General features: G+C 61.9%; 26 protein-coding genes and 1 pseudogene. 5 read left to right on the top strand and 22 right to left on the bottom strand.

Features of this window, described 5'->3' with window-relative positions; all coding sequences use genetic code 11:
- Positions 1-34 precede the first annotated feature (34 nt).
- The 4 genes from CHC01_RS25915 to CHC01_RS25900 form a co-directional block, all read right to left on the bottom strand.
- Positions 35-406 (bottom strand): helix-turn-helix domain-containing protein, encoded by a 372-nt coding sequence (locus CHC01_RS25915; protein ID WP_089267223.1) that lies wholly within the window; start codon positions 404-406, stop codon positions 35-37.
- A gap of 10 nt (positions 407-416) precedes the next feature.
- On the bottom strand, positions 417-719 hold the full coding sequence (locus CHC01_RS25910) for a type II toxin-antitoxin system HigB family toxin (RefSeq protein WP_089267222.1): 303 nt from the start codon (positions 717-719) through the stop codon (positions 417-419).
- Positions 720-813: 94 nt separating this feature from the next.
- Positions 814-1,380, bottom strand: coding sequence for a hypothetical protein (locus CHC01_RS25905; RefSeq protein WP_089267327.1), 567 nt, complete (start codon positions 1,378-1,380; stop codon positions 814-816).
- 100 nt (positions 1,381-1,480) lie between these two features.
- Positions 1,481-1,696, bottom strand: coding sequence for a hypothetical protein (locus tag CHC01_RS25900; protein WP_089267221.1), 216 nt, complete (start codon positions 1,694-1,696; stop codon positions 1,481-1,483).
- A gap of 67 nt (positions 1,697-1,763) precedes the next feature.
- On the opposite strand from CHC01_RS25900, the gene CHC01_RS25895 reads away from it, so the two are divergent.
- Positions 1,764-2,423, top strand: coding sequence for a peroxiredoxin (locus CHC01_RS25895; RefSeq protein ID WP_089267220.1), 660 nt, complete (start codon positions 1,764-1,766; stop codon positions 2,421-2,423).
- Positions 2,424-2,605: 182 nt separating this feature from the next.
- Here the strand turns inward: CHC01_RS25895 and CHC01_RS25890 are convergent.
- Together CHC01_RS25890 and CHC01_RS25885 are read right to left on the bottom strand one after the other, a co-directional pair.
- Positions 2,606-2,806 (bottom strand): annotated as a pseudogene (locus CHC01_RS25890) (DUF2177 family protein); the annotation flags it as partial.
- The gene (locus CHC01_RS25885) at positions 2,784-2,969 is read right to left on the bottom strand and encodes a hypothetical protein (protein ID WP_089267218.1); all 186 of its coding nucleotides are present in this window, start codon (positions 2,967-2,969) and stop codon (positions 2,784-2,786) included. The pseudogene CHC01_RS25890 and the gene CHC01_RS25885, both read right to left, overlap by 23 nt.
- 23 nt (positions 2,970-2,992) lie before the next feature.
- Here CHC01_RS25885 and CHC01_RS25880 point away from each other — a divergent pair, with 23 nt between their 5' ends.
- A complete protein-coding gene (locus CHC01_RS25880) occupies positions 2,993-4,489 on the top strand; it encodes a cryptochrome/photolyase family protein (protein WP_089267217.1) in 1,497 nt (498 codons plus the stop codon).
- A 74-nt stretch (positions 4,490-4,563) separates the two neighbouring features.
- Entirely contained in the window at positions 4,564-4,926 is a 363-nt protein-coding gene (locus CHC01_RS32760) for a hypothetical protein (protein WP_068730647.1), read from the top strand.
- 82 nt (positions 4,927-5,008) lie between these two features.
- Here the strand turns inward: CHC01_RS32760 and CHC01_RS25870 are convergent, their stop codons facing one another.
- The gene (locus CHC01_RS25870; protein WP_089267215.1) at positions 5,009-5,896 is read right to left on the bottom strand and encodes a DMT family transporter; all 888 of its coding nucleotides are present in this window, start codon (positions 5,894-5,896) and stop codon (positions 5,009-5,011) included.
- A gap of 101 nt (positions 5,897-5,997) precedes the next feature.
- Between CHC01_RS25870 and CHC01_RS25865 the strand changes: the two genes are divergently transcribed.
- Positions 5,998-7,125 carry an S-(hydroxymethyl)glutathione dehydrogenase/class III alcohol dehydrogenase gene (locus tag CHC01_RS25865; RefSeq protein WP_089267214.1) on the top strand — a complete coding sequence of 376 codons (1,128 nt, stop codon included), beginning with the start codon at positions 5,998-6,000 and terminating at the stop codon, positions 7,123-7,125.
- 158 nt (positions 7,126-7,283) lie between these two features.
- Here CHC01_RS25865 and CHC01_RS25860 read toward each other — a convergent pair whose 3' ends face one another.
- From CHC01_RS25860 to CHC01_RS25790, 15 genes are all read right to left on the bottom strand, one after another.
- Positions 7,284-9,362: an acetate--CoA ligase family protein gene (locus CHC01_RS25860; protein WP_089267213.1), complete on the bottom strand. Its 2,079-nt coding sequence runs from the start codon at positions 9,360-9,362 to the stop codon at positions 7,284-7,286.
- Complete coding sequence (locus CHC01_RS25855) at positions 9,359-9,727, bottom strand: Zn-ribbon domain-containing OB-fold protein (protein ID WP_089267212.1); 369 nt, start codon at positions 9,725-9,727, stop codon at positions 9,359-9,361. Before CHC01_RS25855 ends, CHC01_RS25860 begins: the two co-directional genes overlap by 4 nt.
- Positions 9,724-10,860 (bottom strand): thiolase family protein, encoded by a 1,137-nt coding sequence (locus CHC01_RS25850; protein WP_089267211.1) that lies wholly within the window; start codon positions 10,858-10,860, stop codon positions 9,724-9,726. The genes CHC01_RS25855 and CHC01_RS25850 overlap by 4 nt, the downstream gene beginning before the upstream one ends.
- Positions 10,861-11,041: 181 nt before the next feature.
- Entirely contained in the window at positions 11,042-12,208 is a 1,167-nt protein-coding gene (locus CHC01_RS25845; protein WP_089267210.1) for an acyl-CoA dehydrogenase family protein, read from the bottom strand.
- 3 nt (positions 12,209-12,211) lie between these two features.
- Complete coding sequence (locus tag CHC01_RS25840; RefSeq protein WP_089267209.1) at positions 12,212-13,435, bottom strand: CaiB/BaiF CoA transferase family protein; 1,224 nt, start codon at positions 13,433-13,435, stop codon at positions 12,212-12,214.
- Between the two features lie 144 nt (positions 13,436-13,579).
- Positions 13,580-15,133 carry a class I adenylate-forming enzyme family protein gene (locus CHC01_RS25835; protein WP_089267208.1) on the bottom strand — a complete coding sequence of 518 codons (1,554 nt, stop codon included), beginning with the start codon at positions 15,131-15,133 and terminating at the stop codon, positions 13,580-13,582.
- 29 nt (positions 15,134-15,162) lie between these two features.
- Complete coding sequence (locus CHC01_RS25830; protein ID WP_089267207.1) at positions 15,163-16,332, bottom strand: acetyl-CoA acetyltransferase; 1,170 nt, start codon at positions 16,330-16,332, stop codon at positions 15,163-15,165.
- A 49-nt stretch (positions 16,333-16,381) separates the two neighbouring features.
- Positions 16,382-17,044 (bottom strand): bifunctional 4-hydroxy-2-oxoglutarate aldolase/2-dehydro-3-deoxy-phosphogluconate aldolase, encoded by a 663-nt coding sequence (gene eda, locus CHC01_RS25825; RefSeq protein ID WP_089267206.1) that lies wholly within the window; start codon positions 17,042-17,044, stop codon positions 16,382-16,384.
- Positions 17,045-17,057: 13 nt separating this feature from the next.
- Entirely contained in the window at positions 17,058-17,981 is a 924-nt protein-coding gene (locus tag CHC01_RS25820) for a sugar kinase (protein ID WP_244558521.1), read from the bottom strand.
- 7 nt (positions 17,982-17,988) lie between these two features.
- Positions 17,989-18,975, bottom strand: a complete 987-nt coding sequence (denD, locus tag CHC01_RS25815) for a D-erythronate dehydrogenase (protein WP_089267204.1) — start codon at positions 18,973-18,975, stop codon at positions 17,989-17,991.
- Positions 18,976-19,132: 157 nt separating this feature from the next.
- Positions 19,133-20,050, bottom strand: coding sequence for a carbohydrate ABC transporter permease (locus CHC01_RS25810; protein WP_089267203.1), 918 nt, complete (start codon positions 20,048-20,050; stop codon positions 19,133-19,135).
- On the bottom strand, positions 20,043-21,002 hold the full coding sequence (locus CHC01_RS25805) for a carbohydrate ABC transporter permease (protein ID WP_089267202.1): 960 nt from the start codon (positions 21,000-21,002) through the stop codon (positions 20,043-20,045). The genes CHC01_RS25810 and CHC01_RS25805 overlap by 8 nt, the downstream gene beginning before the upstream one ends.
- 70 nt (positions 21,003-21,072) lie before the next feature.
- A complete protein-coding gene (locus CHC01_RS25800; protein WP_158005659.1) occupies positions 21,073-21,486 on the bottom strand; it encodes a RidA family protein in 414 nt (137 codons plus the stop codon).
- A 97-nt stretch (positions 21,487-21,583) separates the two neighbouring features.
- Entirely contained in the window at positions 21,584-22,909 is a 1,326-nt protein-coding gene (locus tag CHC01_RS25795; protein ID WP_089267201.1) for an ABC transporter substrate-binding protein, read from the bottom strand.
- A gap of 73 nt (positions 22,910-22,982) precedes the next feature.
- On the bottom strand, positions 22,983-24,050 hold the full coding sequence (locus CHC01_RS25790) for an ABC transporter ATP-binding protein (RefSeq protein ID WP_089267200.1): 1,068 nt from the start codon (positions 24,048-24,050) through the stop codon (positions 22,983-22,985).
- Between the two features lie 234 nt (positions 24,051-24,284).
- Here CHC01_RS25790 and CHC01_RS25785 point away from each other — a divergent pair, with 234 nt between their 5' ends.
- A complete protein-coding gene (locus CHC01_RS25785; protein ID WP_089267199.1) occupies positions 24,285-26,123 on the top strand; it encodes an IlvD/Edd family dehydratase in 1,839 nt (612 codons plus the stop codon).
- Positions 26,124-26,242: the final 119 nt, after the last annotated feature.

The raw sequence follows: 26,242 nt of genomic DNA, 5'->3' as shown, positions 1-26,242 counted from the left end.
AAAAAACGGCGGAGCCACGCTCCGCCGTTTTCTGTCAAGCGGCAGATCGGATTGGCCGCACCAGAAGATCGGCGGGAATTTTCCATGCTTCGCTGATCTTGTGAATCATCTCGACGGTCAGCGGCCGACGGCGATTGAGCAGCTCGGATGCACGTGATCGCGAGCCGAGCAGTTCGGCCAACTCTGCCTGAGTATGACCGAGTTCATCGATCGCATAATTCAACAGATCGACGGGATCGGATGCGTCGACAGAAGGCCAGCGCGTCTCTTCATATTTCTCGACGAGTGTTGCGAGGACATCGAGCTTATCGCCGTCATCGGTACCTGTGGCAGCGCCCCACAGTCTCTCGATCTCGCGCAAGGCGGCCATATGATCGTCGTCATTCCGAATGGGGCGGATATCCATGGCCTGCTTCCTAGAACTGCGAAACTGTCAAAGCATCGATGCGATCATATTCGGCGTGCGAACCAATGAATTTGATGAACGCGATGCATCTGCGAAAATCGAAAGCGACGATCATCCGAAAATTGCCGCCAGCAACTTCAAACCTGACGCGTTCTCCATTTAGAATCTTCGCGCCCGGAGCTGCCAACCGGACATCCTCCATCGAGCCCCATACGGCAGCACGCACCAGTGATCTCCACCGGTGCAGCGATGCCTTGGTCTCGGGATGCGTTTGCGCATATGAGGCAAGAACGCTCCACGCAATGATCCTCATGATTATAAATTATGTTCCCAAAACGGGAACCTCGCAACAAAAAACGGCGGAGCCATGCTCCGCCGTTTTCGTATTCTGACGATCTTCGACCGGCTTACATGCCGATGTCGAACACGTTCGGCAGTTGCAGCGTCGCGGCGCCGACCACGGTCGTAACCAGCGTCATGACGGCGGCATTGCTGACGCGCTTGGCGCGCATCTGGGACGCGATCCATTCGAGCACTTCGATATTCACGCCAACGGCCTTGGTCGGCGCCCAGGTCTCGATGGCAACATCGGGCGACAGCGCCACCGCGCGCGGCGGCACCGGCAGGCCCGACGCGGACGCAGCGTGATGCACGACAGCCTTGGCGAACAGGTCGTCGAAACGTCCGTCATCGCTGCGCTCGGCCGCCGCTTCGTTGATCGCAAACAGTGCCTCGGCCTCGTCGCGGCTGACCGGCTGGCTGGCCAGTGCCGACGCACCCAGGATGCGCTCGCACCAGGCGGCGTCATCGGCATCAAGCGCACGGGAGAAATGGATACGGCCACGGGTGGTCGGGCCTTCGCCGGTGATGACGCCGTCGCGCACGACGGCGAGGGCCTGCGCCGCAGCGCGATGATCGTTGATGGAGGACGTTTCGATGGCGCCGAATACGTCGGCAGCGGCAGCGGATGACATTTCAAGCTCTTCTGTTTGCAGCATATTTCTCAACATAGCCCAGCAATTCCATGGGCGACTTAACGCTCGGTTAAGAGATGGACAGGAGTTCTTCTTATCCCTAACCGTTGCAGTTCAGTCGCGCCGAGACGCTGCTGGGTTCGATCAGATGTGGCGATGCGGTCAGGCGGGATTGCGCCGCGCGGGAGGCAACATCACGGCATCCGATAACATCATGTTGCGTGGGTATTTTGCCGCAGCCGCCTTGCGTGAAACTGAATGCCAGTGCGCGCCGAATTTGAAGAAAGTTCTTGTCCTTTTTGCCGGACAGTTCCATTTACCAGCGTGCGCCTTTATAATGGCCCACGAAATTCATCTGTAATCAGAATGAGATGAGGTCCATCATGACGCTCCAGATCAACGCCGTCGCCCCCGATTTCGAGGCCGAAACCACGGCTGGCCGCATCAAGTTCCACGACTGGATCGGCGATAGCTGGGCTCTTTTGTTCTCGCATCCGAAGGACTTCACCCCGGTCTGCACCACCGAGCTCGGCGCGCTCGCCAAGCTGCAGCCGGAATTCGACAAGCGCGGCGTCAAGCTGATCGGCCTCAGCGTCGACCCCGTGCACAAGCACGCACTGTGGGTCGACGATATTAACGAAACCCAGGGCGCCCGCCCGACCTTCCCGATGATCGGCGACACCGACCTCAAGGTCTCGAAGCTCTACAACATGCTTCCCGCCGACGTGGCGGGCGATGCCGACAGCCGCACCGCCGCGGACAACGCCACCGTGCGCAATGTCTTCATCATCGGACCGGACAAGAAGATCAAACTGGTGCTGGTCTATCCGATGACCACCGGCCGCAACTTCCAGGAAATCCTGCGCGTAATCGATTCACTGCAGATGACCGCCAAGCATCGCGTCGCTACGCCGGCCGACTGGAAGCATGGCGAGGACGTCATCATCGCCGGCTCCGTCACCAACGACGAAGCCAAGACGATCTATCCGAATGGCTGGAAAGAACCGAAGCCTTATATCCGCATCGTGCCGCAGCCGAAGTAACGCTGCGACTGATTTGCAAGAACCAGAGAGGCGCCGCGAGAGATCGCGGCGCTTTTTTTGCGCGTCGTGCCGATACGCCGACGCATAGGATGGGTAGAGCGCAGCGAAACCCATCCTGTTGAGCACGGCGGGTGATGGGTTTCGCTCCGGCGCGGTGCGCCTCCGCTCTACCCATCCTACATTCAGCGCCAGCCGGGGGGCGTCAGCCAACTGGCAATCACGAGACCCAGCGTCGATGCCGTCGCTGTGACGAAGGTACCCCAGGCGATATCGACGACCACCACCGGCTGGGTCCAGTGCTTGAGCAGCGACAGCGAGGTCAGCTCGAAGGTCGCATAGCGGAAGAAGCCGAACAGCGCGCTATAGAGCAAGGTCGAGCGCCAGCAGATCCAGCGGCAGCATGGCGGCGAACGTCGTCGCGTAGCGAATCGCGTAGCGCTTCAAAACCGCTTCCAGTACCAATTCGGTAATAAATATCCTGATACTAGGCGCCCATGAGCGCAGGCTTGCAAAGCCTCTCGCGGTATTCGCGGCCGGATCAATCACCCGACATCCGCGTTGGATGAGTGATGACCGATCAATCTTCGACCTCAACACCGACGCAGGCACCTATCGTCGTCTGGTTTCGCGACGACCTTCGTCTGTCCGATCACCCTGCCCTTCATGCCGCAGCCAGGCGCAATGCGCCGGTGATCTGTCTCTACATCCTCGATGAACAGAGCAAGGCATTGAAGCCACCGCAGGCGCGGCCGATGGGCGGCGCGACGAGGTGGTGGCTAGCGCAGTCGCTGCGCGCGCTCAGCGCAAGCCTCGACGCCATCGGCGGCACGCTGGTGCTGCGCAAGGGCGCTGCGGCCGACGTCATTGTCGATGTGGCGCGCGCAGTCGATGCCAGCTACGTCTTCTGGAACGAGATCGCACAGGCGCCGCATCTCGCGGTCGCCGATGGCGTCACCGAAGCGCTCGCCGATCTCGATGTCGGCACGCAGAGCTTTCCGGGCGACCTGCTGGCGCATCCTGCGACCATCCGCGCCAAGGAGACCGCCAGCAAGGAGAGCCGCGGCCTGCGCGTGTTCACACCGTTCTGGCGGCGCGTTCAGGCGATGGGCGAACCGGCGAAGCCGCTTCCGGCGCCGAAGAAACTCATACCCGCATCGAAAGTGAAGAGCGACAAGCTCGCCGACTGGGCGCTAGAGCCATCGAAGCCCGACTGGGCCGGCGGTCTGCGCGAGACGTTGACGCCAGGCGAAGCCGCCGCGCAGAAGCACTTGAAGCGTTTCCTCAAGGAGATCGCGGGTTATAGCAGCGACCGCGATCGACCTGACCGCGAGATCACGTCGCGCCTGTCGCCGCATCTACGCTTCGGCGAGATCACTCCGCGACAGATCTGGACTGCCGCGCATTTCGCAGCTGCAGAACATCCGAAGCACAGCAGCGACATCGCAAAGTTCATGAGCGAAGTCGGCTGGCGCGAGTTCTGCCGCCATCTGCTGTTCGATGTTCCTGATTTGGCCACGCGCAATCTGCAATCATCCTTCGATGAGTTCCCATGGAAGACCGATCGCAAGGCGCAGCGCGCGTGGCAACGCGGTCTGACCGGCTATCCGATCGTCGATGCGGGCATGCGCGAGCTCTGGCACACCGGTGTGATGCACAATCGCGTACGCATGGTGGTCGCATCTTTCCTCGTCAAACATCTGCTCATCGACTGGCGCGAGGGCGAGAAGTGGTTCTGGGATACGCTTGTCGACGCGGATGCGGGCAGCAATCCCGCCAACTGGCAGTGGGTCGCAGGCTCCGGCGCGGATGCAGCACCCTACTTCCGCGTCTTCAATCCGATCCTGCAGGGTGAGAAGTTCGATCCCGGTGGTGTCTATGTCAGGCGCTGGATACCCGAACTGACAGAACTATCCACAAAACATATTCATCAGCCTTGGACAGCTTCACCGCTCGAACTCAAAAACGCGGGAATCACTTTAGGCAAAGACTATCCGTCGCCGATCGTCGATCACAAAGTCGGTCGCGAGCGCGCATTAAAGGCGTACACAACGATACGAAATAGTTGACTGTCGATAACACACTCTTCAACACGCGCCCGAATCGGACTAACGTGAAAAAGTCGACAATGTTGGGGGATACTATGAACGACGACACTCCAGTCCTGGAGCAAGTGACGGACGCGCTTAGCAGCGCAGCCGACGCGACTAAGGAAGTCGCCACCTCGGTGGCGAAGAAGGTCAAGAAGGCCGCAAAGAAAGTCGCAAAGAAAGTGACCCCGGCTAAGAAGACGAAGAAGTCCACCAAGAAAACTTCTGCGAAGAAATCTTCAAAGAAGAAAACCCAGAAAGCGAGACCAATGGCTAAGAAAGCAGTGAAGAAGACCGTCAAGAAGGCCGCCAAGAAGACCGTGAAGAAGGCTGCCAAGAAGACCGTGAAGAAGGCCGCCAAGAAGGCCGCTCCGAAGAAGGCCAAGAAGGCCAAGAAGGCTGCCAAGAAGAAGTAAGCTTCTTCGCAGATGTGAAAGCCTCCGGGTCCAAGCCCGGAGGCTTTTTCATGTCCGGGGTCTGGATTGACGCAGGATGGCGTCAGGCCCTGGCGCGATTGACCAGCAATACCGCAGCGCCGCAGGCAATCATGCCGATGATGGCAACAGCATCGAGCTTTTCACCAAATAGAACGAACGCCATCAGCGCCGTCACGGCCGGCACCAGATAGAACAGGCTCGCCACCTGGCTCGAGGCCTGGCGCCGCAGCAGCCAGTACAGCAGCCCGACGGTGCCGATCGACAGCACCACCGCGAGCCACACCACCGACAGCACGAACTCCGCCGACCAGTGGATCACATTGGTCTCAAGGGCCCACGCGCCGATGCCGAGCATGACCATTGCTGCGAGTTGCTGAATGAAGCTGCCGGTGCGCCAGTCGATGCCGCCGCAATAGCGCTTCTGATAGAGCGTGCCGACGGTGATCGTGATCAGCGAAACGCCGGACGCGAACCATCCCCAGCCCGCCTCGCCCGTCATCGGCCGACCATGCAGGATCAGCAACACGCCGGCGAGACCGAGCGCCACCCCGCCCCATTGCAGCGGCGTGACGCGCTCACCGAGAAACCGACTGGCGAGGATCGAGGTGAGGATCGGCTGCAGGCCCGGGATCAGCGCCGACAGACCGACCGGGACCTCGTGCGCGACCGCAAACACGGTACCGGCAAGATAAAGCCCCTGCACCAGCAGCCCGGCGACGATGCTGTGGCCGATGCCCGCGCGATCCGGCCACGCCGGTCGCACCCATGCGACGATCACCGCCATGATCGCGACCACCAGCATCATGCGCACGGTCAGATAGGTCAGAGGTTCAGCGCCGTTCAGCACATACTTGGTGCCGATGAAACCGGTGCTCCACAGCAGCACGAAGACGATGGGTGCGGCGCGTCCGATCAGGATTTCAAGATCGCTTTTCTGAACCTGTTTCATGGGCTGCTCACTGCCCCATCATGTGCTAAGCGGCAATGGCTGTTTGCGCGGACCTGCCGCCTGACATCACGACACCGAGACCATTATCGAAGGAATTTGCCATGGACGTTCGCGCCGCCGTTGCCATCAGTGCCGGAAAGCCGCTGGAGATCACCACCGTTCAGCTCGAAGGCCCGCGCGACGGCGAAGTGCTGATCGAGATCAAGGCCACCGGCATCTGCCACACCGACGAGTTCACGCTGTCCGGCGCCGATCCCGAAGGTCTGTTTCCGGCGATCCTCGGCCATGAAGGTGCCGGCGTCGTCGTCGATGTCGGCCGCGGCGTCACCTCCGTGAAGAAGGGCGACCATGTCATCCCGCTCTACACGCCGGAATGTCGCCAGTGCCCGTCATGCCTGTCGCGCAAGACCAATCTCTGCACGTCCATTCGCGCGACGCAGGGTCAGGGCCTGATGCCCGATGGCACCTCGCGCTTCTCGCTCGAGGGCAAGCCTGTTCACCACTATATGGGGACCTCGACCTTCGCCAATTACACCGTGCTGCCGGAGATCGCGGTGGCGAAAATCCGCGAGGATGCGCCGTTCGACAAAGTCTGCTATATCGGCTGCGGCGTCACCACCGGCATCGGCGCGGTGTTCAACACCGCCAAGGTCGAGCAAGGCGCCAAGGCCATCGTGTTCGGTCTCGGCGGCATCGGCCTCAACGTGCTGCAGGGCCTGCGGCTTGCGGGCGCCGACATGATCATCGGCGTCGACATCAATAATGACCGCAAGGCCTGGGGCGAGCGCTTCGGCATGACCCACTTCGTCAATCCGAAAGAGCTGGGCAAGGATCTGGTCCCGCATCTCATCGACATGACCAAACGCGGTGCAGACCAGATCGGCGGCGCCGATTACACCTTCGACTGCACCGGCAATGTCACTGTCATGCGTCAGGCGCTGGAAGCCTGCCACCGCGGCTGGGGCGAATCCATCGTGATCGGCGTGGCGCCTGCCGGCGCTGAAATCTCGACACGCCCGTTCCAGCTGGTGACCGGCCGCGTCTGGCGCGGCTCGGCCTTCGGCGGCGCCCGCGGCCGCACCGATGTGCCGAAGATCGTCGACTGGTACATGCAGGGCAAGATCCAGATCGACCCGATGATCACCCACGTGATGCCGCTGGCGGACATCAACAAGGGGTTCGATCTGATGAAGCGCGGGGAGAGTATCCGCGGTGTAGTGACGTTCTGATAGAGCGTCGACTTGCTTAACCCTCCCCCTTGCGGGGAGGGTCGGCCGAAGGCCGGGGTTGGGGGTGCCCCACACTCCGTCCTACCGTGGGCACCCCCACCCGTCCGCGCTTCGCGCGGCCACCCTCCCCGCAAGGGGGAGGGTTTAACGGAGCATCCCTACTCGCCCTTGAACACCACGGCGTCCACCACGACGCAGCCGTTCGTATTCAGCATCACCGGATTGAGGTCGATGCTCATCACCCTGGCGGTCGTATCTGCCATCAGCTCCCCGATCCGCACCATTGCATCCACGAGCGCATCGACATCCATCGGCGGCTCACCGCGGACGCCTTCGAACAGTGGCGCGATACGCAGCTTCGCCAGCGCGCGCTTGGCATCGTCCCTGGTGAATGGCGGCAGCAACAGCGTGGTATCCTTGAACACCTCGACATATTTGCCGCCGTCGCCAACCATGACCACCGGGCCGAACACGGGATCACGGTGCGCGCCGATCACGATCTCGCGGCGACCGCCGGTCATGGCGGCGACGATGACGCCGTCGAAACGCGAGCCGTGCTTGCGGATGATCCCTTCCATCTCGGCATAGACCTCACCGACCGCCTCGCGCGAAGCGACGCCGAGCTTGACCAGTCCAAGTTCCGACTTGTGGACGATGTCGGCCGAGCAGCCCTTCACCACCACTTTGCCGCCTATGGCATCGAATGCCGCCTCGGCTTCAGCGCGGGAATGCACGAGCCGATACGGCACCACCGGGATGCCGCGCGATGCCAGCAGAGCGAGGCTGTCGGCCTCGTTCAGCATTACGGTCTTGTCGGCCGAGATCAGCGACGATGATGGACCAAGCTTGCGCGCCTTCACGCGCGCCATCAGCTCATGATGCGACACATATTGATTCAGCGCGGTGACCGCCTCGACCTCGGTCGGGAATACCGAGACGCCCTGCGCCTGGAACTCCCTGGCGACGCTGGGCTGCGTTGCGGCGACCACCAGCGGCTTGCCGGTCTGCTCAGCGAAAGCGGCGCTGTCGCGCGCGAAGGCCGGCACGTCGTAGCCCGGGCCGGCGACCGGCACGCCAATGACAAAAGCATCGGCCGCAGGATCTTCGGCGATCACCGGCAGGATGTCGCCGAACAGCCGGCTGTTCGACAGCAGCGCCGCGGTGAGATCGATCGGGTTGGTCGTGGTGGCGAAGCTTGGCAGGATGCCCTTCAGCTTCTTGTCGGTCTCGGGTGCCAGCATCGCCATCGGCATGCCGACGGTCGAAGCAGCATCCGCGGTCATCACGCAGACCGCGCCGGAATTGCTGATCGCGACGAGGCGACGGCCCTGCGGCTTCCAGCCTTTCAGGTAGAGCTCAGTGGCCTCGACGAGACCGCGCATATCCGGCGCACGCCAGATGCCGTGATGTTCGAGGAAGGCGTCGACGACGCGGTCTTCATTGGCGAGCGCGCCGGTATGCGACTGCGCCGCCGCCTTGCCGGCATCGGTGCGGCCGGATTTCAACGCGATGATCGGCAGGTTGCGATGGAGCGCGACTTCGGAGAGTTCCTCCAGATACTTCTTCTCCGGAATGCTCTCGAGATAGAGCAGCATCAGCTTCACTTCCGGATCTTCGGCCACCGCGATGGCAAGTTCGCCGACAGTGATGTCCGAGTCATTGCCGGTGGCGTGGCTGTGACGGACGCCGATGCCCCGCGGATTGAGGAAGCCGACCGGCACCGTGGACAGCGCGCCGCTCTGGCTGAGCATGGCGACATGGCCTTCAACGCGCTCGAATTCCATGAACATGGTGGAGAAGGACGCGATGGCGCCGGTGCCGAAATTGGCGAGGCCCTGTGTATTTGGGCCGACGATGCGCATGCCGTGCTTATGCGCGATCTCGACCATGCGGCGCTCTTTCGCCTTGCCGGCAATCGCATCGACCTCGCCGAAGCCCGAGGCCATCACCAGTGCGATCTTGACGCCGGCCTTGGCGCAATCCTCCACGGCGCCAATGGCATTGTCGCCGGCGACCGCGACAATCACCATTTCCGGCGCTTCCGGCAGATCGGCGAGGCTCTTGTAGCACTTCTCGCCCTGGATCTCGGTGCGCGACGGATTGATCGGGTAGATCGTGCCCTTGAAGCCGAACTTCTGGAGATAGTGGACCGGACGACCGCCGACCTTGTTGGGATTTTCCGAGGCGCCGATGATGGCCACGGATTTCGGATCGAGGGCGAAGCGCAGACGGCTCATTGAGGAGTCTTTTCGAAGAACGGTACGAGGCGGCCGGTGAATCGCCGATAGCCGGCTTTTACCTTGTCGCCGATGACGAGATCGTTGGCGCCGTGGGCCATCATGCGAAAGCCTTCGGCGGTGTCGATGAGCAGAATATTATAGGGCACATGCTCGCGCGCTTCGGGCGTGCCGGCGCGAAGCACGAGGGAGGCCGCATAGACGGCGCCCTCGCCGCTCGCGATTTTGTCGTCGAGATCGGACGACCCGCAGGCCGCGCAAAAACTGCGGCGGAAATACTGGATCGATTGGCAGGCACGGCAGGACTGATAGCCGATAGCTTCAGTCCCGGTGGTCCAGTCGGCGGCAGGCTCGAGCTCGCTCATGATACGCGCTCCAGGAACATGCTGACATGGGACGACAGCACACCGCCGTCACCGTGCAGCAGCGCGACGGAAGCATCCCTGACCTGACGGTTCTCGGCCCTGCCTGTCATCTGCAGATGTGTTTCGACGAGATGCGCCATGGCGCCGCCGACGCCGCAATGACCGTAGCTGAGAAGGCCGCCATGGGTGTTGAGCGGCATCGCGCCATGCTGGCCGAAATGACCGGCACGCACGCGTGCCGCTGCCTCGCCGCGGCCGGCAAGGCCGAGATCTTCGAGCAACATCGCGAGTGTGATGGTGAAGCTGTCATACACCGCGGCATAGCGCACGTCGGAGATTTCGATGCCCGTCGCCCTCTTCGCGCGCGCGATGGCAATCTCGGCGCCGAGTTCGGACAGCGCCGGCGCGGCGGTGATGTGCTGGTGGGTATGCGCCTGCGCAGCGCCGCGGACGCGGATTTTGGTTGAACTGGTCGGCTCATAGCTGACGACGAAGGCCGCGCCGCCATCGGACACCGGGCAGCAGTCGAGCAGTTTGAGCGGCGTGGCAATGGTCTTCGAGGCCATCACGTCGGCGACGGTGATCGGGTCGTGAAACTGCGCGCCGGGATGGGTCGTTGCGTGTTGGCGCATCAGCACGGCGAATTCGGCAAGGTCTTCCTGCGTCACGCCGTATTCATGCATGTATCTGTTAGCAACGAGGCCGTAATAGGCCGGGATGGTCGGGCCGAGCGGAACTTCGTAGGTGGGATGGCCGACCTGTGCCAGCGCCTGGATCGATGCGTCGCGGCTCTGGCCGGTCAGCCGGTTCTCGCCCCCGACCACCAGCACATGTTTGGCAACGCCGCCCTCGACCAGCTGATGCGCCAGCATCGCCATCGCCATCCCGGTGGCGCCGCCGACCTGGATGGCATGCGCGTAAGACGGCGTGATGCCGAAGTGCTCGGCGAACACGGTCGCCAGCATGATATGCGGCATGGTGGTGGAATAGCCGCACAGGAAGCCGTCGATATCGCCGCGTTTGAGGCCAGCATCGGCGAGCGCGAGCTCGGCGGCGCGGCTCATCAGGTCGATGGTCGATGAGCCCTCGTGCTTGCCGTAGGGAAGAAGACCAACGCCGGTGATGTAGCTCATGACAAACACTCCGGCAGCAGTGCTCCCCTCCCCCCAGCGAAGCTTCGCAAGGCGGCGACGGGTCGGGGGCGGGGGTAGCCGCGGATGACGTCGCCTGTGGTAACCCCCCTCCCTGACCCTCCCCCGCAAGGGGGGAGGGAATCGAGAGGCCGGTGTTGCGACGCGACCACTATCGTCATCGTCAATACGACTTCGGCAAACCGAGCGCCTTCTCGGCGATGAAGCTCAGGATCAGTTCGCGGCTGATCGGTGCGATGCGCGGGATCAGTGACTCCCGCAAATAGCGCTCGACGTGATATTCCTTGGCATAACCAAAGCCGCCATGGGTCATCACCGCCTGCTCGCAGGCGTGATAGCCAGCTTCGCCCGCGAGATACTTCGCCGAATTCGCGGCGGGGCCACAGGGCAGTCCCTGGTCATATTGCCAGCCGGCCGACAGCACCATCAGCCAGGCGGCTTCCAGCTCCATCCAGTTCTTGGCGAGCGGATGCTGGATCGCCTGGTTCTGGCCGATCGGGCGGTTGAACACGTTGCGCACCTTGGCGTAGTCGGCCGCCTTCCTCAGTGCAGCCTTGCCGAGACCGACGGCTTCCGCCGCGATCAGGATGCGCTCCGGATTCATCCCGTGCAGGATATATTCGAAACCGTGGCCCTCCTCGCCGATGCGATCCTCGACCGGAATTTCAAAATCGGCAATGAACAGCTCGTTGGAGTCGACGGCCTTGCGGCCGAGCTTTTCGATCTCGTGCACGGCGATCTTGGAGCGGTCGAGATCCGTATAGAACAGGCTGAGCCCATGCGTCGGGCTCTTCACCTCTTCAAGCGGCGTGGTGCGCGCCAGCAACAGGATTTTTTCGGCGACCTGCGCGGTGGAGATCCAGACCTTCTGGCCGTTGACGATGTAGCGATCGCCCTTGCGCACGGCGCGGGTCTTGAGCTGCGTGGTGTTGAGACCGGTATTGGGCTCGGTCACCGCGAAGCAGGATTTCTCGGTGCCGTCCACGATGGGCGGCAGCATACGCGCGCATTGTTCGGGCGTGCCGAAGACGACGACGGGGTTGAGGCCGAACACATTCATATGCACGGCTGACGCACCCGACATGCCGGCGCCGGATTCCGAAATCGCCCGCATCATGATCGCGGCCTCAGTGATCCCCAAGCCCGAGCCGCCATATTCCTCGGGTATACAGATGCCGAGCCAGCCAGCATCGGCCATCGCCTTGTGGAAGTCGATGGGGAAACCGCCCTCCTTGTCCTTCTTCAGCCAGTAGGCATCGTCGAAGCGCGCGCAGATCTTCTCGATGGCGTCGCGGATGGATTCCTGGTTGGCGTCGAGGGCGAAATCCATGCGTTACAGCTCCGACGTATCTGGGATAGCGGCCTGTCGGAGCACGCCATCCTTGTGCATTTTCTCGATCTGCTCGGACGTATAGCCGACCTCGGCCAGCACTTCGGCATTCTGCTCGCCGAGATGCGACGCGAGACGAGTCGGATTGACCGGGGTCTTCGACCAGGTCGCCGACACCTTCATGCTGCGGATCGCACCTTCGGTCGGATGCTCGACCTGCTGGAAGAAATCGGTCGCCAGCATATGCGGATCCTGCATCATGCTTTCGAGCGTGTGCATCGGGGTTGACGGCACGTCGGCGTCATCGAGCAGCTTGGCCCATTCCGCCGTCGTCCTGGTCTTGAAGATGCGCGACAGTTCGGCATTCACCGTGTCGATATGCTGGATGCGCTGCGGGAAGGTCGCGAAGCGCGGATCGTCGAACAGCTCCTCGCGGCCGACATGCTTGAGGAAGCTCTTCCACTGCTTGTCGTTATAGACCATCGCGCAGATATAGCCGTCCGAGGTCTGGTACGGCCGGCGGTCCGGCGACAGGTGACGGCCGTAGCCGCCCTTGTCGAGCGGCGGGTCGTAAGTGAGACCGCCCATGTGGTCGCCCATCATGAAACTCGCCATGGTCTCGAACATCGGGATATCGACGCGCTGGCCCTCGCCGGTCTTGTCGCGATGCACAACGCTGGCAAGGATGGCGCCAAGCGCCGTGAGCCCGACGATGCGATCGACCAGCGCATTCGGCACATAGCGCGGCACGCCATCACTTGATATCCGCGCATTGAGCGCCGGGAGCGCGGTGGCGCCCTGGATCAGGTCGTCATAAGCGGGCTTGGCGGCATAGGGGCCGGCCTGGCTGAAGCCGAACACGCCGGCATAGATCAGCCGCGGATTGATCTTGGCCATGACCTCATAGCCGAGATTGAGCCGGGCCATCGCCGCCGGGCGAACATTGTAGACCAGCACGTCGGCGGTCTCGACCAATTTCAGGAGCGCCCCGCGCCCCTCTTCCTTCTTGAGGTCGATGCAGACGCAGCGCTTGCTGCGATTGGTATTCAGGAAAATCGGGCCCATGCCGGGATTGCGCATCGGCCCGATTGACCGAACCACGTCGCCATCGGGGGACTCCACCTTGATCACATCGGCGCCGTAGTCACCCAGCGTCTGGGTGCAATAAGGCCCCATCATCACCGAAGTCATGTCGATGATCCTGATCCCGTGAAGTGGTCCCGTCAAAGTCGTTTGCTCCCGAAAAACGTGGTCAGACGCTGATCCGCGCCGCTATTGCCTTCGTCTTAGCGGGAGGCGTTCGGCGGGCGCAAGGGCGCCAGACGCGGGGCCGTATGCGTGGGATGCCGGTACGCGTCAAAGTGGTAACGACTAGCCGGCCCCCGCCGGCGCCGAAGCGCTCATCATCTCCCGCAGCTCGGTCTTGAGCACTTTGCCATAATTGTTCTTCGGCAGCGCATCGAGATAAACATAGCGCTTGGGGCGCTTGAAGCGGGCGATATTGGCGAGGCAATGCGCGTCGAGCGCAGCATCGTCGGCGGATGCGCCGGGCTCCAGCACCACACAGGCCACCACGACCTCGCCCCAGTCCGGCTCGGGCACCCCGATCGCCGACACTTCCCGCACGGCGGGATGCGTCAGCAGCGCCTCCTCGACCTCGCGCGGATAGATATTGGTACCGCCGGAAATGATGACGTCCTTGGAGCGGTCGGACAGCGTGAGAAAGCCATCTTCGTCGAGCCGCCCGACATCGCCGGTGCGGAGCCAGCCGTCCTTCAGTGTCTCGGTGTTGGCCTTGTCATTGTTCCAGTAGCCGAGCATCACCGCCGGCCCCTTGGCCTCGACCTCGCCGGTCTCGCCCACCGGCAAAGGCTTGCCATCGGCATCGGTAATCCGCACCGACATCACGCTCTGCGCCGGGCCGACCGAAGCGAGGCGTTCGAGATAGCGCGGGTGTTCGCTATCGGCGTGGAAGGCGCGCGGCAGCGAAGTGATCGTCATCGGCGATTCACCCTGGCCGTAGATCTGCACGAAGCGTTGCCCCATGGTGGCAATGGCGTCGCGGATGTCGGCCAGATACATCGGCCCGCCGCCGTAGACGATGGTACGGATGCCCTCGCCCCTCTCGCCACGCTTCTTCGCCGCATCGACCAGACGGCGCACCATGGTGGGTGCTGCAAACATCGCGACATCGCCGAGTTGCTTGCCGAGATCGAGCACTTCGTCCGGCTCGAAGCCCTGACTCTCCGGCACGACGTGGCGCGCGGCCATGCGGACATGGATAAAATTGTACAGGCCGGCGCCATGCGAGATCGGCGCGGCATAGAGGATGGCATCGCGCTGATGCACCTGATCCACATCGGCAAGATAGCACATGGACATGGCCACCAGATTGCCATGGCTGAGCATCACACCTTTGGGCCGGCCGGTGGTGCCGGAGGTGTAGAACAGCCAGGCAAGATCGTTGTCTTCGCGGGACAGCGGCACCGCGGAGACCGGCTCGCCATGCTGCAATTCGTGAAACGTTGCGCTGTCGATGGACAGCATCTGCATCCCGGTCAGCAGGTCTTCCTCGACCTGAACGAGCGCGCCACGGCTGTCGTCGTCGACAAAGGCCAGCCTCGCGCCAGCATTGTCGCAGATCCATGCCGCCTCGCGGCCATGCAGCTTGGCATTGATCGGGATCACCACCGCGCCGATCCACCACACCGCGTACATGCATTCGAGATATTCGGTGCAGTTCGACATGAACAGCGCGACGCGGTCGCCAGGCTGAATGCCGTAATCGCGTACGAGGCCAGCACCGATAGCCGCGGCGCGGCGCGCAAAGGTTTTGTAGTCAGCCTGAACCGTGATGCCGGTCAGCAGCGCCGGCGCCTGCGGATGCAAACGCGCCGACGATGCCAGCCATTGTGCGACATTCATTGTACGATCTTCTTGGCGTCGCCCGCGCGTTACTTCGCGGGCTCGAGGATCGAGACGTAGTTCGCCACTGCGGCGCCGCCCATATTGAAGATGCCGGCCAGCTTGGCATTCTTGATCTGCATGCCCTCGGGCGCCTGACCTAGCAATTGCATTGCGCTAAGCACATGCATTGACACACCGGTGGCGCCGATCGGGTGACCCTTGGCCTTGAGGCCTCCGGACGGATTAATCGGCAGCTTGCCGTCCTTCTGGGTCCAGCCTTCCTTGATGGCGCGTGCACCCTGCCCGCGCGGCGTCAGACCCATCGCTTCATATTCGATCAGCTCGGCGACCGTGAAGCAGTCATGGGTTTCGACGAAAGAGAGATCGCCGATCTCGACGCCTGCAGATGTCAGCGCCTTCTGCCACGCCACGGTGCAGCCCTCGAATTGAAGGATGTCGCGCTTCGACATTGGCAGGAAATCCTGCGCATGGCCGGTGGCCTTGATGTTGACCGCCTTGCCCATGGTCTTGGCGGTCTCGGAATCCGTCAGCACCAATGCCGCGGCGCCGTCGGACACCAGCGAGCAGTCGGTGCGCTTCAAGGGGCCGGCGACGAACGGGTTCTTGTCGCTTTCGGAGCGACAGAATTCGAAGCCGACATCCTTGCGCATCTGCGCATAGGGATTGTGGACACCGTTGGCGTGGTTCTTGGCGGCGATCATGGCCAGCGCATCGGACTGGTCGCCATATTTCTGGAAGTATTTTTGCGCGATCCCGCCGAACACGCCGGCGAAGCCTGCGGGCGTCTCGCCGTCTTCCGGCAAGTAAGAAGCACGCAGCAGGTTCTTGCCGATTTCAGGTCCGGGCGTGCGGGTCATCTGTTCGACACCGACCACGAGAACAATTTTAGCAGCGCCGGCGGCGATCGACTTGATGCCCTGATGCACAGCGGCCGAACCAGTGGCGCAAGCATTCTCGACGCGCGTGGCGGGCTTGAAGCGCAGTGCCGGATCGGCCTGCAGCACCAGCGACGCGGTAAAGTCCTGCGGCGAGAAGCCGGCGTTGAAATGACCGAGCACGATTTCATCGACGTCAGATGCGGAGATGCCCGCATCGGCCATGGCTTCGGTCGCGACGCGGACCACCATGCTCTCGACAGTCTCGGCGTCGAATTTTCCGAACGGCATATGCGCCCAACCAACAATGCTGGCAGTCATGGTCGTCTCCCTGATCGATTTCAAATATTGAGCTCGTTATAGCCCGGCTTCATGGCGCTTGCAGGGATTTCATGGTCCGCGCGCACATGGCCGTTATGCCTGCCCAATCGCCGGAACGTACCATTGACGACGGACAGATCCAGGACCCGCCCACCGCCAGAACCATCGGCTCGCTGAGCCAGCTCGCCGCATTGGCCTCGCCGATCCCGCCCGTCGGACAAAATCTGACATCCGGAAACGGTCCCGCCCAGGCGCGCAGCATCGCGATGCCACCGGCTTGTTCCGCGGGGAAGAACTTGAGCACATCAAAACCGCGTTCTCGCGCCTGCATCAGTTCCGAGGCCGAGGCGACGCCCGGCAGGAATTGCAGATCGCTGGACGCTGCGATGTCCAGCAATTCGCGCGTCGCGCCGGGACTGACCGTGAAGCGCGCTCCGATGGCATATGCCTTCTGGAAATCCGCCGGCGTGAGCACCGTGCCGATGCCGACAATGGCCTCCGGCACTTCGGCGATCACGGCCTTCGCCGCCTCCACCGCGGCATCGGTGCGCAAGGTGATCTCCAGCGTGCGGATACCGCCGGCAACCAGCGCCCGCGCAAGCGGTACGGCGTCGGCAACACGTTCGATCGTGAGCACAGGAACAACGAATGCTGCCTTCAGCAGCTTTCGCAGATGATCCTGACGCTGACCGATATCGAGAGGCTTGTTCATGCGGATGGTCCTCTCATGAGGGGGTGTCGAACACGATCATATCGGGCATCGCCGCGCGCGGGATGATCGCACCGGGATGGCAGACGACAGTGCCGGCGAGATAGTGACCTGCCTGTGCCGCGGCGACGGGCTGAGCGCCGCTCAGACGTGCATGCAGATAGGCAGCGGCAAAACTGTCGCCGGCGGCGGTGGTATCGATCACCGCACCACTGACAGGGCTGGCCTCGACACGCCGCGACTGGCCGTGATGCCGTATGATGCTCGCGGGGCTATCGAGCTTGAGCACCACTTCATCTGCTTCAATACGCGACAGCAGCTTGTCCTGGGCCTCGCCGGGATAGAGCGGCAACAAGTCCTCGACCGAGGCGAGCACGATATCGGAGACCGCAAAAGCATCCTGAAACGCGGCGCGCGCCAGATCGAGATCGGGCCAGCCGCGGGCGCGGAAATTCGTGTCGAAGGCGATACGGACGCCGGCCGTGCGGCTGCGCTGGAGTGCGGCAAGCAAGCGGTCGCGCCCCGCCACGTCGAACAGCGACAGCGTGATGGCCGAGAGATAGATCAGATCATAGTCCGCAAGTGCTGCCAGCAGCGCGTCGGTCTCAGGCAGACTTAACAAGCTGCGGACAGCCGACGCATCGCGCCAGTGATAGAAGCGGCGCTCGCCGGCCTCATTGGTCTCGATCATATACAAACCGGGCAGCTTGCCCTTGAGGCGCATCACCCGCTCAGTGCCGATGCCCTCGGCCTGCCAGCCGACAATCATCTCGTCGCTGAGCGGATCGTCACCGAGCGCGGTGACGTAATCCACCTCCGCGCCAAGCCGGGCGAGGTAGACCGCAGTGTTCAGCGTGTCGCCGCCGAAGGACCGCGTCAGGTGCCCGTCCGGCATCTGACGCAGCTCGATCATGCATTCGCCGATGCTGGCGATCCGCATGGTGGCCTCAATCGACGAACTTGCCGCCGAGTTCATCCGCGATATGGATGCGGATGATGTCGTCGAAGGTTTTCTCGGCCGTGGTGAAGCCGAGCTTTAGCGCGCGTGCGGTGTCGAAATCGCGCGGCCAGCCGGAGACAATGCCGGTGATGACCGGATCGGTCTCGCGCTTGATGCGGGCGACGACGTTCTTGCCGGCCACGCGCTCCAGTGCGGCGATCTGCTCGCCGACGGTCACCGACATGCCGGGCATGCTGAGATTACGCCGCGGGCCCATCGCCTGAAGATCCATCGTGCCGGCGTGGACGAGGAAGCCGACGGCAGAGCGCGGCGATGCGTGCCAGTGGCGGACGTCCTCGGACACCGGCAGGATGGCTTCCTTGCCGGCCAGCGGCTCGCGGATGATGTTGGAGAAGAAACCGGAAGCGGCCTTGTTCGGTGCGCCCGGACGGACGCAGATGGTCGGCAGGCGGATGCCGATGCCGTCCAGGAAACCCTTGCGGGTATAGTCGGCGATCAACATTTCGCAGATCGACTTTTGCGTGCCGTAAGAGGTCAGCGGCGTGTGAATGAACTCGTCACCGATCTTGTCGGGGAACGGCGCGCCGAATACCGCGATGGACGAGGTGAAGACCAGCCGCGGCTTGTAACCGCCGCCGATAGCGCGGATAGCGTCGATCAGGTAGCGGGTGCCGTCGAGATTGATGCGATAGCCCTTGTCGAAATCGGCCTCCGCCTCCCCCGACACGATGGCGGCGAGGTGGAAGATCACCTCCGGTTTGTGGGCGACCAGCGGCGCAGCCGTCTTGGGGTCGGCGAAGTCCGACGTCACCAGTTCGATCGGGATCGACGCGCCCGCGGGCTTTGCCGGCGCCACCACATCCTGCAGGGTCATGCGGGTGATGTCACGATTGCCGAGACGGCCGTCGCGAACCAGTTTCTCTGTGAGCTTGCGGCCAACCATGCCGGCGGCGCCGAGAATGAGGATGTGCAAGGGACGTTCCTTTTCTTGATTAGTTTTCACTCGTCATTCCGGGGCGTGCGTCGCACTTGCGATGCGCGAACCCGGAATCCCGGAGTGGTGATGAACATGTCGGGATTCCGGGTTCGCCCGCGGCTGGCGCCGCGTTCGCCCCGGAATGACCAAGAGGTCACTCCTTCACCGCGCCCGTCATCGCCGACACATAGTGCTCGACGAAGAACGCATACAGGATCACCAGCGGCAGCGAGCCAACCAGCGCGCCGGCCATCAGCGAGCCCCATTTATAGATGTCGCCGTCAACGAATTCATTGACGATGGCCACGGGCACAGTCTTGTTCTGGGTCGATTGCAGGAAGGTCAGCGCATAGATGAACTCGTTCCAGCATAGCGTGAACGAGAAGATGAAGGCCGAGATCAGGCCGGGCACCGCGAGCGGGATGATGATCTTGACCAGGATCTGCCAGCGCGAGGCGCCATCGATGAGGGCGCATTCCTCGAGCTCAAACGGTATGGTCTTGAAATAGCCCATCAAGAGCCAGGTCGAGAACGGGATCAGCAGCGTCGGATAGACCAGGATCAGCGATAGCGGCGAGTCGAACAGGCCATAGGCCTGGATGACCGACGCCAGCGGGATGAACAGGATCGACGGCGGCACGAGATAGGCCATGAAGATCAGCGCGCCGACCGTCTCGGCGCCACGGAAGCGCAGCCTCACGATGGCATAGGCGGCGAGCACACTGGCAACGATCGACAGAAATGTCGAAGCCGCCGCCACATACATCGTGTTCCACAGCCACTGCGGATAGTTGGTTTCGAACAGCAGCTTTTGAATGTGCTTGAAGGTCGGCTTGATCACCCAGAACGGATTGAACCGCTCCATGTCGATCAGTTGCTCGTCGGGTTTGATCGAGGTGAGCGCCATCCAGTAGAACGGGAACAGCAGGATCACCACGATGATGAACAGCGGGATGTAGAGCGTGACAATGCGCCTCGGCAACGACTCCAGATAGGCCATGCCCTCGCTGTGATCGTCTTTCTCGACGGTCGGCGCGACGGCAGTACGGTGATCGACGGCGTGATCAGTCATTGTCAGTGCCTTGCTGCCACTTGCGGCGTTGCATGCCGAACCAGGAAATGGCGATGGCTGCCAGGAGGAACGGGATCATGGCGGTAGCGATGGCGGCGCCCTCGCCGAGCCGGCCCGAAAGAATGCCCCGCTGATAGCTCAGCGTCGCCATCAGATGCGTCGCATTCACCGGACCACCGCGGGTCAGCGCCCAGATCAGCTGGAAGTCGGTAAACGTAAACAGCACCGAGAAGGTCATGACGACCGCAATGATCGGCGTCAGCAGCGGATAGGTGATAAAGCGGAAGCGCTGCCACGAGGTTGCACCATCCAGTGTCGCCGCTTCATAGAGCGACGGTGACACCGTCTGCAGGCCCGCCAGCAATGTAATCGCCACGAACGGCACGCCGCGCCAGATATTGGCGAAGATCACGCTGGCGCGCGCCCAATTGCTGTCGCCCAGAAAGTTGATGTTGTGGTCGATCAGCCCCATTTTGATCAGCGACCACGAGATGATCGAAAACTGCGAGTCGTAGATCCACCAGAACGCGATGGCCGACAGCACCGTCGGCACGATAAACGGAATCAGCACGGCGGCGCGGATCAGCGCCTTGAACGGCATGTGGCGGTTGAGCAGCAGCGCCAGATAGAGGCCAACGGCGAATTTGATGGCGCTGGCGACGATCGTATAGAGCAGCGTGTTGAACACCGAGAGCCAGAAGATGCTGTCGTCCTTCAGCCATTCGTAATTTTCGAGGCCGACGAAGACACCGCCGCGGCCGATACGGTCGTCGGTAAAGCTCATCCAGACGCCGAGGAACAGCGGGTAAGCGAGAAACAGCAGCAGGAATGCCGCGGCCGGCAGCATGAACCACAGTGCGAGCCAGTTGCGGTTGATCCGCAGCCGGTCCCAGGCCGAGGATCTGGGAATCACTTTCCCCGCCCCCGGCATCGATGTCTGGATTGTGGTCATTGCAAAATAGCTCCAGTCGGATGTCGGCTTTGGTCTGATGTCGTGCAGTCAGTCATGCGTCATGATCCGGTTACGGCAGGATCGCTTCGCCCTCGATCTCGACACGTGCGTGCGGATCGATCAGGGCGGAGACCTGAACCAGCGTCATTGCTGGAAAATGCTTGCCGAGCGTCGCGCCCCAGGCCTCGCCGATCGCGGCGCCGGACGTCTTGAATGCGTTGATATCGGTGACATAGGCGCGCAGCATCACGATTTGCTTGGGTTCGCCGCCCGCTGCCTTCAGCACGGTGACGAGATTCTCCATCGCGTAGCGCCACTGCGTCCCGAAGTCGGATTCCGCAGCGACCTCGCCCTGCCCGTTCTGCTTGCCGAGTTGACCGGAGATGCGGATGCTCCGCGTACCGCCGGCCACCACCGCATGCGCGAAACCGCGCGGCCGCGCCCAGCCTTCCGGGAGAACAGTCTTGTAGTCGATCTCAGGCATTCCCATTCCCATCGTTCAGGCAGCCTTTTGTGAAACGAAATTCACGGCTGCTCGGAGAGTTGCCGGCGCGGGTCGCTCCGCGCCGGCAAGGTCGTCCTCAGGCGCGGAAGATGCGCTTCGCCGCGCGCTCGGCAGACGACATCGCGGTCTTCACGTCCTCACGGCCCGTGCAGTAATTGGCGTACATGTCGACGACCACGAAGTCGGCGATCGCCGCCGCTGCATTCTCGCTCATCTGCGCTTCGCCCGCCGGGGTCGTTGCCGTCGAAGCCACGTCGCGATATGGCGTGTTCTTCGGATCGGCGGTCCAGATCGGGTTCTTCTCGAAAGCAAGCTGGAACGGCGACAGATAGCCCTGGGCTGACTCGACCCACGGATTGAACTGCTCGGGCTCCATCATGAAGGCGGTGAACGCCTTGCAGGCCTGCGGGAACTTGGTGAAGGAGAAGATCAGGATCGGGAAACCGAGATGAAGCTCACGCCGCTTGCCGTCCAGACCGACGGGCAAATGCGCGTGGTTCATGTCTTCGGCAATCGCCGGGGCTTCCTTCTTCGCGGTCACATAGACCGAGATGCCGTTGGTCGTCAGATGCAGCTGGCCGGCCAGGAATGCCTTGTTGTTCGACGAGTCGTTCCAGGATGCGGTGCCGGGAATGAAGTTATCGTAGAGCGACTTGACGTATTCTAGGGACTTCGCGGTCTCCGGAGAATTGATCGTGACCTTGTTGTCCTTGTCGATCAGCTTGCCGCCATGGGCCCACAGCGCCCAGTGCACCCAGCCATTGGCATCGCCCGAAGCGTGGCCCAGCGCCATGCCGCCGGGGGTGCCGTTCTTGTTCATGCCCTTGAACAGATCCTGGAAGCCACCGAGATCGTTCGGGAACGTCTTGTGGCCGGCCTTTTCAGCGGCGGCGACGCGATAATTCACCAGACCGCCGGTCGCAGCGACCGGAACCCCGATCCACTTGCCGTTATGCATGCCGTACTGCTTGCCGGACTCGGCCCAGCCGCCGTTCTTCTTGCCGAGATAGTCAGCGACGTCGGAGACGTCCATGCACTTGGTCGGGAACAGGAACGGCAGGGAGTACAGGCCCCAGACCATGTCGAGGCCCTGCCCGGTATTCGCCGCGACCGAAGCCTTCGGCTGAATGTCGTCATAGGATTCGTTGGAGACGGAGATGGTGACGCCGGTCGCCTTCTGGAAGGCGTCGACGATCTTCATGAAGGCCACATCTTCGGCTTCGACGAAGCGCTTCCAGCGCAGCAGGTTGATCTTGGCGCCGGCTTCCGGCTTCCACTGTGAGGCCTGCGCCCAGGCTTTTGCGTAGCCCAGCAATTGATCCGCGGACATGGTCGCCGCAGCAGCAAGCGTGATCGCGCCGCCCTTGAGCAGAGATCGGCGATCCGGTGTAAATCCAGTCATCTTTCGTCTTCTCCCTGTAATATTGGTTCGTTGATCGACCAATGTTTTGAAATTGATTTGGCGGAAAAGCGCGTCAGTTGACGCGCTTGCCGGTCTCCTTGTCGAACAGATGCGCCGAATTCGCGCGCGGCCTGAGATGAATCTTGTCGCCCGGCGCGACCGGACGCCGATCGCGGAAGATCGCGATGATGTCCTGCGTGCCAATGCGCGCAACGACCTGGGTTTCCGACCCCATCGGCTCGACCACCACGACCTCGGCCTCGATGCCGTCATCGGCGAATTCGAGATGCTCGGGACGAATGCCGTAAGTGACAGCCTTGTCGTTCCCTGCCGCAGGCGCTGCCGTGATCGGCAGCTTCGCACCGTTTGCGGTCTCCACCCAGGGCTGTCCGCCATTCACCTTCAGCGTGCCTTCGAGAAAATTCATCGCAGGCGATCCGATGAAGCCGGCAACGAACTTGTTCTCGGGGCGATCGTAGAGTTCCAATGGTGCGCCCATCTGCTCGACGATGCCGTCTTGCATCACCACGATCTTGTCGGCCATGGTCATGGCTTCGATCTGGTCATGGGTCACATAAACCGTTGTCGTCTTGAGGCGCTGATGCAGTTCCTTGATCTCGGCGCGCATGGCGACGCGCAGCTTGGCATCGAGATTCGACAGCGGCTCGTCGAACAAAAACACCTGCGGGTCACGCACAATGGCGCGGCCCATGGCGACGCGCTGGCGCTGACCACCCGACAACTGCCGGGGGAAACGCTCAAGCAATCGCCTCAAATCGAGAATATCGGCGGCGCGATTGACCTTCTGATCGATCTCGCTTTTGTCGGCGCCGCGCAGCTTCAGCGAAAAGCCCATATTCTGGGCAACCGTCATATGCGGATACAGCGCGTAATTCTGGAACACCATGGCGATGTCGCGCTCTTTCGGCTGGACATCATTGACCACGCGATCGCCGATCGAAATCGTGCCGGAGGTGATCTTCTCCAGGCCCGCCAACATGCGCAGCAATGTGGATTTTCCGCAGCCGGATGGCCCAACCAGAACCACGAATTGGCCATCCTCGATGGGGACCGACACGCCGTGGAGAACCTCAAAACCGCCAAAAGACTTACGAACGTCGTGAATCTGCACGGACGCCATACATTTCCCTCCCAAATGTCCCATTTTAGAGACTGCGTCCTCCGATTGCCGGAGCCGCCTGTTCTTACTTGTCTGACATCCTACCAGATTTTCTGGCGGCGTGTCGTTGGATCATAGTCGTAGAAAAACTTCGCAGATGCAAACGTTGCGAAGCAGCCAGTGGCGTGCAAACATTCGTGACCAATCAAAAGAGACGACGCACCAGAATATAAAGTGTGCGCTGCGGGAGAAATGATGACCAAGTCGACTTCGTCCACGCCGACTGCGGGGACCTCGCCTGCAAAGGCAACCAAGCGCAAACTTCGTTCGAGCGAATGGTTCAACGATCCCCACAATCCCGGAATGACTGCACTCTATCTTGAGCGCTATCTGAACTACGGCCTGACGCGTCACGAATTGCAGTCCGGCAAGCCAATCATCGGCATTGCGCAGACTGGCAACGACCTGTCGCCCTGTAATCGCCATCATCTCGAACTCGCCAAGCGCGTGCGCGAAGGCATTACCGCCGCCGGCGGTCTGGTGATGGAGTTTCCGGTGCATCCGATTCAGGAGACCGGTAAGCGGCCGACTGCGGCGCTTGATCGCAACCTTGCTTATCTCGGCCTTGTGGAAATCCTGTTCGGCTATCCGCTCGATGGCGTGGTGCTGACAACCGGCTGCGACAAAACCACGCCTGCCTGCTTGATGGCAGCGGCTACCGTAAATCTGCCCGCGATCGTGTTGTCCGGCGGTCCGATGTTGAATGGTTGGCATGAAGGCCAGCGCACCGGCTCCGGCACCGTGGTATGGAAATCGCGTGAGCGGCTGGCCGCCGGCGAGATCGGCTACGAAGAATTCATGACGCTGGTCGCGTCCTCGGCGCCGTCGGTCGGCCATTGCAACACCATGGGCACCGCGTCGACGATGAATTCGCTGGCCGAAGCATTGGGCATGTCACTGCCCGGCTGCGCTGCCATCCCCGCTCCCTATCGCGAGCGCGGTCAGATTGCCTATGAGACGGGCAGTCGTATCGTCGACATGGTGTGGGAGGACCTCAAGCCGTCGGACATCCTGACGCGCAAGGCGTTCGAGAACTGCATCGTGGTCAACTCTGCCATTGGCGGCTCGACCAACGCCCCTATCCATATCAACGCGCTGGCGCGTCATATCGGCGTCGAACTCGATATCGACGACTGGCAGAAATTCGGCCATGACGTACCGCTGCTGGTCAACATGCAGCCGGCCGGCTTCTATCTCGGCGAGGAATATCATCGCGCCGGTGGTGTGCCTTCGGTGGTCCGCGAGCTGATGAAGCACAAGCGCATCCATGAGGATGTGATCACGGTGAACGGCAAGACCATGGGGGAAAATTGCGCCGCCTCGCCCAAACCGGACAACGACGTCATCTGGTCCTATGACAAGCCGCTGGTGGCTGATGCCGGCTTCCTCGTCCTGCGCGGCAATCTGTTTGATTCCGCGATCATGAAGACCTCGGTGATCTCCAAGGAATTCCGCGATCGCTATCTGATCAATCCGAAGGATCCGAACGCATTTGAAGGCCGCGCCATCGTGTTCGAGGGGCCGGAGGATTACCACGACCGCATTGACGACGCCTCGCTCGATATTGACGAGCATTGCATCCTGTTCGTGCGCGGCACCGGCCCGATCGGCTATCCCGGCGGCGCGGAAGTCGTGAACATGCAGCCGCCTGCTGCCCTGATCAAACGCGGCATTCTATCGCTGCCCTGTATCGGCGATGGCCGGCAGTCGGGCACATCCGGCTCGCCGTCGATCCTCAACGCGACGCCTGAAGCGGCAGCCAATGGCGGCCTCGCAATCCTGAAAACAGGCGACAAGGTGCGCATCGATCTCAACAAGGGCTCGGCGAATATCCTGATCTCCGACGAAGAGCTGAAGCGACGTCGCGCCGAACTGATGGCCAATGGCGGATTCAAATATCCGGCCAACCAGACGCCGTGGCAGGAGCTCTATCGCAACACCGTCGGCCAACAGGCCACTGGTGCCTGTCTCGAACTTGCAACGCGCTATCGCGATATCGCCGGTACGGTCGGGACGGCGCGGCATAATCACTAATCCCTCGGTCGTCATTGCGAGCACAGCGAAGCAATCCAGTCTTTTTTCTTGGCTTCTGGATTGCTTCGTCGCTTCGCTCCTCGCAATGACGGCGGAGAGTGAATGAAAAATTTCAGGGA

Origin of the sequence: Tardiphaga sp. OK246, assembly GCF_900188215.1 — a bacterium.
Taxonomy (GTDB): Bacteria; Pseudomonadota; Alphaproteobacteria; order Rhizobiales; family Xanthobacteraceae; genus Tardiphaga; species Tardiphaga robiniae.
This window is presented reverse-complemented; position numbering and strand designations above follow the sequence as displayed.